15 protein-coding genes and 1 tRNA gene are annotated in these 11,715 nt (G+C 74.6%); 9 read left to right on the top strand and 7 right to left on the bottom strand.

Annotated features, from left to right (window positions below; translation table 11 throughout):
- Positions 1–22 precede the first annotated feature (22 nt).
- The 3 genes from JF597_RS24805 to JF597_RS24795 all read right to left on the bottom strand — a co-directional run bounded on the left by JF597_RS24805 (position 23) and on the right by JF597_RS24795 (position 3,650).
- Positions 23–1,165, bottom strand: coding sequence for an amidohydrolase family protein (locus JF597_RS24805; protein ID WP_293998740.1), 1,143 nt, complete (start codon positions 1,163–1,165; stop codon positions 23–25).
- Complete coding sequence (locus JF597_RS24800) at positions 1,165–2,568, bottom strand: glutamine synthetase family protein (RefSeq protein ID WP_293998737.1); 1,404 nt, start codon at positions 2,566–2,568, stop codon at positions 1,165–1,167. Before JF597_RS24800 ends, JF597_RS24805 begins: the two co-directional genes overlap by 1 nt.
- Positions 2,569–2,762: 194 nt before the next feature.
- Positions 2,763–3,650, bottom strand: a complete 888-nt coding sequence (locus JF597_RS24795; RefSeq protein ID WP_293998734.1) for an SDR family NAD(P)-dependent oxidoreductase — start codon at positions 3,648–3,650, stop codon at positions 2,763–2,765.
- Positions 3,651–3,721: 71 nt separating this feature from the next.
- Here JF597_RS24795 and JF597_RS24790 point away from each other — a divergent pair, with 71 nt between their 5' ends.
- Positions 3,722–4,663, top strand: coding sequence for a LysR family transcriptional regulator (locus tag JF597_RS24790; RefSeq protein ID WP_293998731.1), 942 nt, complete (start codon positions 3,722–3,724; stop codon positions 4,661–4,663).
- 13 nt (positions 4,664–4,676) lie between these two features.
- Here the strand turns inward: JF597_RS24790 and JF597_RS24785 are convergent, their stop codons facing one another.
- On the bottom strand, positions 4,677–5,147 hold the full coding sequence (locus tag JF597_RS24785; RefSeq protein ID WP_293998729.1) for a DNA starvation/stationary phase protection protein: 471 nt from the start codon (positions 5,145–5,147) through the stop codon (positions 4,677–4,679).
- Between the two features lie 191 nt (positions 5,148–5,338).
- On the opposite strand from JF597_RS24785, the gene JF597_RS24780 reads away from it, so the two are divergent.
- The 5 genes from JF597_RS24780 (at position 5,339) to JF597_RS24760 (ending at position 7,756) form a co-directional block, all read left to right on the top strand.
- Positions 5,339–6,112, top strand: a complete 774-nt coding sequence (locus tag JF597_RS24780; protein ID WP_293998727.1) for a sulfite exporter TauE/SafE family protein — start codon at positions 5,339–5,341, stop codon at positions 6,110–6,112.
- A 149-nt stretch (positions 6,113–6,261) separates the two neighbouring features.
- The gene (gene rpmG, locus JF597_RS24775; RefSeq protein ID WP_093497749.1) at positions 6,262–6,426 is read left to right on the top strand and encodes a 50S ribosomal protein L33; all 165 of its coding nucleotides are present in this window, start codon (positions 6,262–6,264) and stop codon (positions 6,424–6,426) included.
- 41 nt (positions 6,427–6,467) lie between these two features.
- Positions 6,468–6,728: a type B 50S ribosomal protein L31 gene (locus JF597_RS24770; protein WP_293998721.1), complete on the top strand. Its 261-nt coding sequence runs from the start codon at positions 6,468–6,470 to the stop codon at positions 6,726–6,728.
- Between the two features lie 35 nt (positions 6,729–6,763).
- Entirely contained in the window at positions 6,764–6,886 is a 123-nt protein-coding gene (gene ykgO / locus JF597_RS24765) for a type B 50S ribosomal protein L36 (protein WP_046728129.1), read from the top strand.
- Positions 6,887–7,009: 123 nt separating this feature from the next.
- Positions 7,010–7,756, top strand: a complete 747-nt coding sequence (locus JF597_RS24760) for a cobalt-precorrin-6A reductase (RefSeq protein ID WP_293998714.1) — start codon at positions 7,010–7,012, stop codon at positions 7,754–7,756.
- Between the two features lie 84 nt (positions 7,757–7,840).
- Here the strand turns inward: JF597_RS24760 and cobF are convergent, their stop codons facing one another.
- Together cobF and JF597_RS24750 are read right to left on the bottom strand one after the other, a co-directional pair.
- Positions 7,841–8,623: a precorrin-6A synthase (deacetylating) gene (gene cobF / locus JF597_RS24755; RefSeq protein WP_293998712.1), complete on the bottom strand. Its 783-nt coding sequence runs from the start codon at positions 8,621–8,623 to the stop codon at positions 7,841–7,843.
- A 45-nt stretch (positions 8,624–8,668) separates the two neighbouring features.
- Positions 8,669–9,178 (bottom strand): DUF309 domain-containing protein, encoded by a 510-nt coding sequence (locus tag JF597_RS24750; protein ID WP_293998710.1) that lies wholly within the window; start codon positions 9,176–9,178, stop codon positions 8,669–8,671.
- A gap of 105 nt (positions 9,179–9,283) precedes the next feature.
- Here JF597_RS24750 and JF597_RS24745 point away from each other — a divergent pair.
- Positions 9,284–9,357, top strand: a tRNA-Pro gene (locus tag JF597_RS24745).
- A gap of 73 nt (positions 9,358–9,430) precedes the next feature.
- Here JF597_RS24745 and JF597_RS24740 read toward each other — a convergent pair.
- Complete coding sequence (locus tag JF597_RS24740; protein WP_293998707.1) at positions 9,431–10,111, bottom strand: hypothetical protein; 681 nt, start codon at positions 10,109–10,111, stop codon at positions 9,431–9,433.
- Between the two features lie 36 nt (positions 10,112–10,147).
- On the opposite strand from JF597_RS24740, the gene JF597_RS24735 reads away from it, so the two are divergent.
- Complete coding sequence (locus JF597_RS24735) at positions 10,148–10,663, top strand: CGNR zinc finger domain-containing protein (protein ID WP_293998705.1); 516 nt, start codon at positions 10,148–10,150, stop codon at positions 10,661–10,663.
- A gap of 325 nt (positions 10,664–10,988) precedes the next feature.
- Positions 10,989–11,696 (top strand): YoaK family protein, encoded by a 708-nt coding sequence (locus JF597_RS24730; protein ID WP_293998702.1) that lies wholly within the window; start codon positions 10,989–10,991, stop codon positions 11,694–11,696.
- The last annotated feature ends 19 nt before the right edge of the window (positions 11,697–11,715 follow it).

Genomic DNA, 11,715 nt, shown 5'->3' with positions numbered 1-11,715 from the left:
ACTTTCCGGACAGGGCGCGCGGTCAGCCGCGGCCGGGGTCGGATACGGGAAGTCCGTAGAGACGACGGGCGTTGTCGCGTCCCGTCCAGGCGGCGATCCGCACCGCGTCGGCCGGGCTCAGTTCGTCGGCGTCCACCCGGGCCTGGAGCATTCCGGCCAGCCCCTGCCGGAAGGACAGCGCGCCGAGGTGGTGGAACTCGGCCACACCATAGGCGTCCGAGCTGTACAGCAGTTTGCGGAACGGGGTGATCTCCATCGCCTCGGCCAGCACCGCGCCCGCCCGGGCCGGACCCACATGATGCAGCGCGAGCCCGACGTCGAGGTGCACGTGCTCGAACACCGCCGCCAGGTAGGCGGCTTGACGCTGGTAGGGCCAGCAGTGCAGCAAGAGCACCGGGACGGTGCCGGTGGTCAGCCGCAGCCAGTCGGTGAGCAACGCCGGGTCCGCGTGGTGCAGCCGCAGGTCCGAGTCCCCGAATCCGGCGTGGAGCTGGAGCGGCAGCCCGAGCCCGACGGCGGTCCACAGCAGATGACGCATCAGCACCGGGTCGGCGAGCCTGCCGCCCGCGGCGAACCACAGCGCGGCCGCCCGGGTCACCTCGGCGTACGTCGGCCGCGCCGGGTCCAGGGCGAAGCCCGTGCGGTAGGCGGCCACCGACTTCACCGCGACCACACCCGGCCGTCGTACCGCCTCCTCGGCCGCCGCCCGGAAGGCGCCCGCGTACTCGGCCGCGTCGATGCCCCGTGCGGCCACCGCCTCGGCGACGCTCTCCAGCCGTACCACCTCGTACGCACGCGCGCCGGCCGCCGCCGCGAGTTCGGCGGGGGAGGTGACCGGGTGCGGGGCGTAGCCGGTGTCCACGCAGAACGCCTCCGTGTGCGCGGCCGTCAGGAGCCGGCGGTTCACCTCCTGCCAACCCAGGTCGGCCCGGCGTGCCAGGTAGTCGGCGGCGGGCGCGTGCCGGTCCAGGCCGAGCAGGGGTGCGCAGTGCCGGCGTATGGCGATGCCGGCGGGGCTGTCGAACGGCGAGACGCCCGGCCACGCCTCGCCCTCGGTCAGCAGCGACTCGAACTCGGGCTCGGTGAGGTCGGCGGTGACCGCGCCGTGGCAGTGGTGGTCGACGAGCGGGAGCGCGTCGAGCGCCGCCCGGACCTGCCCCGGCATCAGTACTTCCAGCGGTAGGCCGCGGCCACCCCGGCGTCGTCGAGCCCCGCGACGGCCGCCGTCTCGCCCTCGCGCACGGCGATCACCGCGTCCGCGAGGACCGGGCCGAGCGCGGTGCGCAGCACCTCGTCCTCGCGGAACTCCTCGACGGCCTGGGGGAGGGAGGTCGGCAGCCGGCGCACGCCCCGGGCCACCGCCTCGTCCGGGACCAGTCGGGCCGGGTCGTCGGTGACCTCCTCGGGCAGCGGCGCGGCCGAGGCGAGCCCGTCGAGCCCGGCGGCGATGACGCAGCCGAGGGCCAGGTACGGGTTGGCGGCCAGGTCGACCGGCTTGACCTCCAGGTTGGCCTCCTGGCTCTGGTGGCCGGCCGTGCCGGTGATGACCCGGACCCCGGTCTCGCGGGTCTCCCGGCCCCAGGCCGTGTACACCCCCGCCCATTGGGCGGGCCTGAGCCGCAGATAGCTGGCCGGGCTCGGCGCGGTCACCGCCGTCAGGGCGGGCAGGTGCGTCAGCAGCCCGGCGACGAACGACTCCGCCGCGGCCGTCATGCCGTACCGGGCGTCGCCCCCGGCATGCAGGTTCACGCCCTGGCGCCACAGGGAGAGATGCAGGTGACCGCCGTTGCCGACGCCCCGTTCGGCGACGGCCGGGGCGAAGGAGGCGCGCAGGCCGTACTTCTGCGAGACCGCGCGGACGGTCTGCCGCACCAGTACGCTCTGGTCGGCCGCCGCCACCGGGTCCAGGGCGCCGGTGGAGAGCTCGAACTGGCCGGGCGCGTACTCGGGGTGGAGCTGGGCGACCGGCACCTCCTGCTTCTCGAGGGCCGCGAGCAGGTCGCAGGTGTAGTCGCTCAGCTCGATCTGCCGGGCGGCGCTGTACGCGGGCCCCGACGTGGCCGGCGCGAACTCGTCGGCCGGCGCGGCGGCCCGGCCGAGCGCCCACTCGATCTCGACGCCCGCTTTGAAGGTGACACCGTGCCGGTCCTCGGCGTCGGCGACGACCCGGCTCAGGAAGGCGCGGCTGCACCCCGGATGCCGTTCACCCTCCTGGGTGAACCGGTCGACGGGCGCCCAGGCCCAGCCGGGCTGCCCGGCCAGCACCACCAGCCGGTCCAGGTCCGGATAGAGGCGCAGGTCACCGTCGGGCGAGCCGAGCACGTCGGTGCGCACGATCGCGTCGTTCGCCAAAAAGGTGTCGAACACCGGGGACATGCCCACGCCCCAGGCCACCGCCGGCTGCAGCCCCTGCGAGGGGACGGTCTTCACCCTGCAGATCCCGGCGGTGTCCACATAGGCCAGCACGATCCCGCGCACGCCCTGCGCGGACAGCTCGTGGGCGAGGGCATGGGCCCGGGCCAGATCGCCGGGGCTCCCGCCGGGTACGGGGTCGACCAGGGGTGGCATACGACGTCCTCCTCGACGGGCTCGGATGCACGCGTCCCGGCCAGGGTTTCACGCCGACGGCGCCGAACTGCGCTACCGCCGCCGGGGAGTCGGGTCCGGCGGCCGCGGCGGTCCCGGCGGTCGCGGCGGCCTCCGTGGCCCCGGCGGCCCGACGGCCACGGAGCCGCGGGCGGGGTGGGCGGCGCACCCCGCGCTCACGGCCTGACGAGGCGGTCCTGTTCCACCGGAGGGGTGCCGTCATGCCACGGCAACGGCCTGCCGAAGCGGATCAGCTCGCCGTAGAGGCCGGGGTCGACGTCCTCGGCGAAGACCAGGTCGAGCACCGCACGGGCGGCCTCGGCGGGGGACTGGGCCCCGCTGTAGTCGCTGAACCAGGGGCGGGAGGTGGCGGTGTCGACCATGCCGGGGCAGACGGAGGCGACCAGGGTGCCGGTGGCCAGGTCCTGCTCGCGGCGCTCGGCGGCGACCGCGCGGACGGCGGCGACCTGGGCCACCTTCGAGGGCACGTTCAGCCAGACGGGCCAGCCCGCCTCGGCGGCGGTGCGGTTGTGGACCGCGCTGCGCCAGGACTCGACGGCGTACTCGACCTGGTCGAGGCTCGCGCCGTCGAACAGGTGGTGCAGCCTCGGGTCGAGGTGGCCGAGGGTGCCGAGCGAACTGGCCACCACGAGCAGCCTTCCGTGCGGGCGCAGGACGGCGCCGAAGGAGCGCAGGATCGCGTGGGTGGCGGTGTTCGAGACGTCGATGAGCTCGTCGGCCCGCTCGGACTGCGAGTCCTCGGGCAGGACCCGGGCGACCGCGTTGGAGACGACGATGTCCACCCCGCCGTACCGGGCCCCGAGTTCGTCGGCGAGCCGGGCGATCGCCTCGGTGTCGGTGACGTCCAGGACCCGGCCCGCCACGCGGGCGCGCGTCCCGGGCCGGCGGGCGGCCTCGGCGGCGGCGTCCGTCACCCGCCCGGGGTGGCGTCCGGTGAGCAGGACCAGGTCGTCCGGGCCCAGCCGGGCGGCGAGGCCTTCGGCGAGGGCGCGGCCGAGCCCCTGGTTGGCGCCGGTGACGAGAGCGATGCGGGAAGCGTTCATGCGTCCCACGCTAGGAACGGCGCGTCCATGAGTCCAACGAAAGTTATGCACGGCTAGTATGCGTGACCGTCATGGACTTCAACGATGTGTCACTGACCGCGCTGCGGGTCTTCCGCGCCGTCGCCGAACAGGGGACCTTCACCGCCGCCGCGGCCGCGCTGGGCTACACCCAGTCCGCGGTGTCCCGGCAGATCGCCGCGATCGAGCGGGCCGCGGGCGCGGAGCTCCTCGAGCGGCGGCGGGACGGCGTGCGGCTCACCGCGGCCGGCCGGGTCGTCATGCGGCGCGCGACGACCGTGCTCGACGAGATCGAGGCGACGGCGAGGGAACTGTCCGGGCTGCCCGGAGAGGCCGGGACGGTCCGCCTGGGCTGGTACCCCACCGCCGGCGCCGTGCTGGTCCCGCACGCCCTGACCGCGCTCCGCCGAACGGACCCCGGCCTCCGGGTCGTCGGCCGCGAGGGCACCACCCCCGCCCTGGTGCGTGCCCTGCGCGCCGGCAGCATCGACCTGGCCCTGCTCGCGTCGGCGCCGCCGTTCCGGGCGCCGGACGCCGAGTCGCCTCCGCTGGTGCTCCAGACCCTCACCGAGCGTGCCCTGTGCCTCGCGCTGCCGGCCGGCCACCCCCTGGCCCGCGGCGACTTCGTCGACGTGGCCGACCTGCGCGGGCAGCGCTGGATCGCCGGCTCCGCCTCGGGGGAGGACCGGCTGATGGGCGTGTGGCCCGGACTGGACGAGCGGCCGGAGATCGCCCACGTCGCCCGCGACTGGCTGGCCAAGCTCCATCTCGTCGCCGCCGGCTGCGGGCTGACCACCGTACCGGCCGCCCTGGCCTGCGCGGCGCCGGCCGGGGTCCGGATCCTGCCGGTCCGCGGCGGGCCGCAGGAGCAGCGCCGCCAGCTGCTGGCCCGGCTGCCGCATCCGCCTGCGGAGGCGGTCACCCGGGTGGCGGCCGCCCTGCGGGCGGCGGCGCTCGACGCGGACGAGCCGGTCCGGCCGGATCGGCTCAAGTGAGCCTTCCGCACGATCAGTTGTTCTCGGCGGCGAACATCCAGCGCTGCTTCTCCAGGTCGGCGGTGATCGAGATCAGCAGGTCCTGGGTGACCGGGTCGGGCTCGTCGGTCGCTGCGATCCGCTCGCGCAGCCGCCCGATCGCCGTCTCCAGGGCCCGCACCATCAGGTCGACGACCTCGTCGTCGCGCAGCCAGCCGTCCTTGGTCCCGGGCAGCGAGAAGGCCGCGGCGACGGTCTCCGGACGGCCGTCCGGCGGCACGCCCAGGGCGGCGGCGCGCTCCGCGACGGTGTCCGAGTGGGCGCGCGCGGTGGCGACCACCTCGTCGAGCTGGAGATGGATCGAGCGGAACCGCGGCCCCACGATGTTCCAGTGCGCCTGCTTCCCCATCAGCGACAGGCCGAGCAGGTCCACCAGGGTCTCCTGGAGGGCTCCGCCGGTGACCCAGAGAGCCTTGTCGGGCAGCGTGCTCTTCACCACGGACATGGTGCGCGTCTCCCTTCTAAGCTGTGCCGTCATCGCTGCGCGGGTGCCCTGGCCAAACGGCCGCAAACGCGGAGGCCCCCGCCCGGCACCACGGCGGGCAGGGCCGGCACCCGCCCCGGGAGGGTGCTGGAGCCAACCAGCGAGACGGTACTTACACCATCCGGTTGTCCGGACATAGCATCGGTCCCCGCATGAACACGATGACGCCTTGGCACATATCCGGCTGGGAGTTCGCCGCCCTGGCACTCGCCGCCCTGCTCGTCGGCTTCTCCAAGACCGCCGTCAGCGGGGCCAACACCGTCAGCCTCGCCATCTTCGCCGCGGTCCTCCCGGCCCGGGCCTCCACCGGCGTACTGCTCCCCCTGCTCATCGCGGGCGACGTAATGGCCGTGGCGACGTACCGGAAGCACGCCCACTGGCCCACGCTGTGGCGGCTCTTCCCGGCGGTCGCGGCCGGCGTGGTGATCGGCACGCTGTTCCTGGTCTGGGCCGACGACGGCGTCGTACGGACCTCGATCGGTGCGATCCTGCTGCTGATGGCCGGGGTCACGCTGTGGCGGCGCCGCACGGCCGACCGGCCCGACGACCCGGACGAGGTCACCACCCGCGCGGGCCGGGCGAAGGCCGGTTCGTACGGCGTGCTCGGCGGCTTCACCACGATGGTCGCCAACGCGGGCGGCCCGGTGATGTCGCTGTACCTGCTGTCGGCCGGCTTCCGCAAACTCGGCTTCCTGGGCACCTCGGCGTTCTTCTTCCTGATCGTGAACCTCTCCAAGGTCCCCTTCAGTGCCGGTCTCGGCCTGATCGACGGCGACTCGCTGCTCCTCGACGCCGCGCTCGTGGTGTTCGTGGTGCCCGGCGCGCTCATCGGCAGATGGGCGGTGCACCGGATCAACCAGCGGTTGTTCGAGCAGCTGGTCATCGCCGCGACGATTCTGGGCGGCCTGCAGCTCCTGCTGCGCTGACCGGTCGGCCGACCGTTGCGGGACCGGTCCGCCGACCGCCGCGGGACCGGTCCGGGGCCGGGGAATGCGACGGCGGGGGGCGTTGTTGCACAGGTCGTGAATGACATGCCCGGATCAAGAAAACCGGGTGTGGGCGAAGGGAGAACCTCATGGCACGCAGCACCGCGCGTCCCGTCGTCAGGCTGAAGTCGACGGCCGGGACCGGTGTCACCTACGTGACCCGCAAGAACCGCCGGAACAACCCCGACCGGCTGGTCCTGCGCAAGTACGACCCGGTGGCCGGCGCGCACGTCGACTTCCGCGAAGAGCGCTGAAGCCGACCGCAGACACACCGGCAACCAAGAGAGGAAACCCCATGAAGGCCCGCATTCATCCCGCGTCCCGCCTCGTGGTCTTCCGGGACCGCGCCGCGGACACCGCGTTCCTGACCCGCTCCACCGCCGACTCGTCCCGGACGATCGAGTGGGAGGACGGCAACACCTATCCGTTGGTCGACGTGGAGATCTCGTCCGCGTCGCACCCGTTCTACACCGGCAGGGCGCGGGTCCTGGACAGCGCCGGCCGAGTGGAGCGTTTCGAGCGCCGTTACGGCCGCACCGCCGCCGCCCGCGGCTGACCCGGCCCGGCGGCCGACCCGAGGAGAACAGAACCATGAAGGTGCGCAAGTCCCTGCGCTCACTGAAGGCCAAGCCCGGCGCCCAGGTGGTCCGCCGACGCGGCGTGGTCTACGTGATCAACAAGAAGGACCCCCGCTTCAAGGCCCGCCAGGGCTGACGCGGGTCCGGTGCCACGACGGCCGCCCGGCGCTCTCGCCGGGCGGCCGTCGTGCGTCACGGCGCGGGCCGGTCGCCCGGCCCCACGGCGTCACCCGGTGCGCAGGCCCCGTACGCTCGCCCCATGTCCCCGCACGTGCTGATCCTCGGCGGTACCGCCGAGGCCCGCCGCCTGGCCACCGAGTTGTCGGGGTGCCCCGGAGTGCGGGTCACCACCTCGCTCGCGGGCCGGGTCGCGCGGCCGGGCACGCTCGCCGGCGAGGTGCGGACGGGCGGGTTCGGCGGGGCGGCGGGCCTCGGCGACTGGCTGCGCGCACACCGGGTGGACGCGCTGGTGGACGCCACCCACCCCTTCGCCGAGACGATCACCGCGAACGCGGCCGGCGCCGCCCGGGCCACCGGGATCCCCTCCGTCGTCCTGCGCCGCCCCGGCTGGCAGCCCCGCCCCGGCGACGACTGGCATCCGGTCCCGTCCCTGCCCGCGGCGGCCGCCGCCCTGCCCCGCTTCGGCCCCAACGTCTTCCTCACCACCGGCCGCCTGGGCCTGTCCGCCTTCGCCCCGCTGACGGACCGGCACTTCCTCGTACGGTCCGTGGAACCCCCCGAGCCGCCCATGCCCCGCCACACCGAAGTGCTGCTGGCACGCGGGCCCTTCACGGTCGCCGACGAGACCGCGCTGCTGACCGGGAACCTGATCGACGTCCTGGTCACGAAGGACAGCGGGGGAGCGGCCACGGCCGCCAAACTCACGGCCGCACGGGAGCTCGGGCTGCCCGTGGTCGTCGTACGACGGCCCCCGCTGCCGGACGGTGTGACGGCGGTGCCGGACGTCGCCGGCGTCCTGCAACGGCTCGGGCTCGGCCCGGCGTGAGCACCCCGGACGTCAGCCGGTCCTGACGGCAGGCGCCGACTCCGCCGACCGCCCGGACGGTCCGGCGGCCGGGCCGGCCACCGCTCAGCCCTCCTTCGCAGCCTCCGGGTGGCGGCGCAGCAGATAGGTGTCCATGATCCAGCCCTTGCGCTCACGTGCCTCGGCCCGCAGCCGCTCGATGCGCGGACCGGCCTCGGCGATCGGACCGGAGACCAGGATCTCGTCCGGGGTGCCGAGGTACGCGCCCCAGTAGATGTCGATGTCCTCGTCCGCGTACCGGCGGAAGGCCTGGTGCGCGTCGAGCATCACCACCACGTCGTCCACCCCGTCCGGCAGCCCCTCGGCGAGCCGCCGCCCGGTGGTGATCTGTACCGGCCGGGCCACCCGGTTCAGCCCCGTACGGTGCCGGGCCGCCAGCGCCGAGACACTGCTGATCCCGGGCACCACGTCGTACCCGAACCGCACCGTGCCCCGGGCCAGCACCTCCTCCAGGATCGCCAACGTGCTGTCGTAGAGCGACGGATCGCCCCACACCAGGAAGGCGCCGGTCTGCCCCTCGCTCAGCTCCTCGCGGATCAGCCGCTCGTAGATGTCCGCGCGGGCGCTGCGCCAGTCACCGACGGCCGGCGAGTACGCCCCGCCGCCCGCGGCCCGGTCCCGCTCCGGGTCCCGCGCCTCGACCAGCCGGTAACCGCCGTCGGGTATGTGTGCGTCGAGCATGTCCCGGCGCAGCCGGGTCAGGTCGCTCTTGACCTCGCCCTTGTCGAGGAGGAAGAACACGTCCGTGCTCTTCAGCGCCCGGACCGCCTGGAGGGTGAGCTGGTCGGGGTCGCCCGCGCCGATACCGATGACATGAATCTCTCGCACGCCCCCGAGTCTGCCGCATGCCACTGACAGCGGGTCACCCCGGTGCTACCGGGAGGCGCGCAGCCGGGGTGCCTCGCCCTTCGCCTCGACGCTCCCGGCGCCGCCCTCCACCCGCCCGGCCAGCTCCCGGGCCCACCGTCCGAGCCCGTCGACATCGATCCCGTACGGCCGCCGCTCCCCGCCCCCGGCCGCCCACTCCTCGACCGCGCCCGCACCGCGCCGCAGCAGCCGTGCCCCGCCGGTCACGTTCCCGCGGGCCGCGTGCGTGAGCCCCACCGCCAGCTGGGCCAGCCCGCGCCACAGCGTCCGCTCCGCCTCCGGCCCCGACTTCCAGGCGTCCTCGAACACCTCGTGCGCGTGGAACGGCTTCCCGGCGTCCAGCAGCGCCTGAGCCTCGGCGACCGTCTGCTGCGGAGTCCGTACGACCCCCTCGGGCTGCCGCTCGACACCCGGCGCGCCGTACGGCAGCGGCCGGCCCAGCCCGTCCCGCGGCCGGGCACTGCGCGCCCGCCCCTCGGCGTCCCGGTCCCGTGCTCCTGTCCCCGCGTCTCCCATACGCCGATTGTCCACCCCACCGCCCCCGCCCTCTTTCTGCCCACGCGGGGACGTGCGGTAAGGTGCTGTTCACGCGATCACGCGGGTCACCGCGAGTGAACGCACCGGGACGTGGCGCAGCTTGGTAGCGCACTTGACTGGGGGTCAAGGGGTCGCAGGTTCAAATCCTGTCGTCCCGACGGTGTTGACCAGCGGGTTTGCCGATATCGGCAGGCCCGCTGGATGCGTTTGCGGGGCCGGGTGCTCGGTTGGTCAGTTCTCGGACCGGAGCCAGCCGATGCGCAGTTCTTCCGCGCCCGGGCGGAACGTCCGCAGGAGTTCGGCGCGTTCGGGGTCGTCTTCGGGGAGGCTTTCGGCGAGGAGGGCCTGCGCGGCGACGGTCTGCGGCCGGGCGCCGAGGGCGGCGCGCAGGTGGAGGGAGCGGCGCAGCATCGCGATGCGCTCGGCGGGCTCCTTGTGCGGTGCGAGGTGCCGGATGACGTAGGACTCGAAGTAGCCGTCGCCGGTCCTCGTGGCGATCTCGAGGGCGGTCTCGTAGCGCGGGACGGCGCCGGCCGGGTCCTCGTCGATGTTGTCCAGCAGCACAGCCCAGTGGTACTCGGCCCAGCCGCGCAGCTTCTCGTCGCCGGTGCCCGCCGCCGCGCGGTAGCCGGCCTCGGCCACGGCACGGTCGTCGGGGCGGGCGTCGCGCCGGAACAGCAGGCGGCTGTAGGCGAGCCGCGCCGTGAGCAGGTGGGCGGTCGGCGACGCCGGATCGAGCGCCGCGACCGCCTTCTCGGCCTCCTCGTGTCCGTCGATCCGGAAGAACCAGCGGTCGACGGCGATCTCCGCGCGCAACTCCGGCTCGCCCTCGGGGCCCAGGGCGGCGAGCGCGGCGTCCCACTCCCCGAGCAGCAGCAGACGGCGGGCTATGTAGGTGTCATCAGCTAGCATGGCACCTACAGTAGGAGCGGCTATGTAGGTGGTCAAGTGCAGTACGGTGACTACATCGGGAACGTGACGCGGCTGGCCGTCGAGCTGGCCAACACCGGGACCCTCGACCGGCACGGCGAACTGGTCGCCGCGTTCTTCGCGGAGCACGAGGTCACGCCGCCGCCGGACGGCGACTACGGCGAGCTGCCGGGCCTGGTCCGCGCGGCCCTGGCGCAGGCGGTCGACGGCACCGCCCCCGAAGCCGTGCACCGCCTGCTGCGCGACTATCCGCCGGACATGCACCTGTCCGACCACGACGGCCTCGGCTGGCACATCCACTTCAGCCGCAACGGCACCCCGGCCGAGCGCTGGGTCGGCCAGTTGGTCGCCGCCAAGCTCGCCCTGGTCGTGGCCGGGGATCCGGCGGTGACGCTCGGGCGGTGCGCCGCGGCCGGATGCGGAAACTACTTCGTGGACCAGTCACGCAACCGGACGCGCCGGTTCTGCTCCAACGCCTGCGCGAGCCGGACGACGGTCGCGGCCCATCGGGCCCGGGCCGCGAAGCACGGCTGAGCGCTCCGCCGGGAGCGCCGTGAGGTGGCTCGCCCGTCTGCCCTCTGCGGCGCCCTCGTGGCCGGTCGCGCCCACGCGGCGGAGCCGCACATGGGGCACAGCCCCGCGGCCCCTTCGGGGCGCTGTCGACCGGCGCCCGGTCCTCCGCATGGGCGGGGCCCGTCGAGAGGCCGACGGCGAAGCGGGACGGCGGGCCGGCCGAGGCCCTGGCGGGCGAGCGCCGAACCCATGCTCGACGGTCGCCAGGGCTGACTGGACGGCCTGGTCCGCGCCGCCTCCGAATGAGCCCGGGACCGGCCCTCGCCCGGCGTTACGCTCGGGGGCTGTGAGTGACGCGCCGCGCAAGCAGGCCACAGAATCCTCCGGGCAGCCGGCGGAACCGGGGACCGCGCTGCGGGTCGCCGTCGTGCTCCTGGTGGCGGCCTCCGGAGCGGTGGAGACCATCTCCTTCACCGCGCTGGACCACGTCTTCGCCGGAGTCATGACGAGCAACCTGGCCCTGCTCGGGATGGCGGTCGGCCGCGCCCAGGGCACGGGCGTGACCGCGGCGGTGCTGGCGCTGGCCGGGTTCGGGCTGGGTGCCGCCGTCACCGCCCGGTTCACCCGCGGGCACGAAGGCACCGCCACGCACTGGCCGCGGCCGGTGCTGCTCTGTCTCGTCGGCGAGGCGCTCCTGCTGGCCGTGGGCGCGGTGGTCTGGGCCGCCCTGGGCGGAGCGCCGGGGCGGACGGCCCGGGACGTCCTGCAGTTCGGGGCCGCGCTGACGATGGGCATCCAGTCGGGAGCCATGGTGGCGGCCGGCCGGGCCGCGGCGCCGACCACCTACCTGACCGGCACCCTGGCCACGTACATCGTCAAGGGCGTGGGGGCGGGCCGCCCGAACCGCTGGGTGCCCCTCAGGCTGGCGGGCCTGTTCGCGGGCGCGGCGGCCTGCATGGCGGTACTGCGGACGGCACCGGGCTGGGCGGGCTGGATCCCGCCGGTGCTCGTGGTGTGCGCCCTCGTCGCCGCAGCCGCTCCCGGCAGGGAGTGAGGGAGGGCGGTCCCAGGAC

The sequence above is a fragment of the Streptomyces sp. genome (assembly GCF_019510245.1).
Taxonomy (GTDB): domain Bacteria; phylum Actinomycetota; class Actinomycetes; order Streptomycetales; family Streptomycetaceae; genus Streptomyces.
The sequence above is the reverse complement of the archived record's forward strand: the minus strand, read 5'-3'. Positions and strand labels throughout refer to the sequence as shown.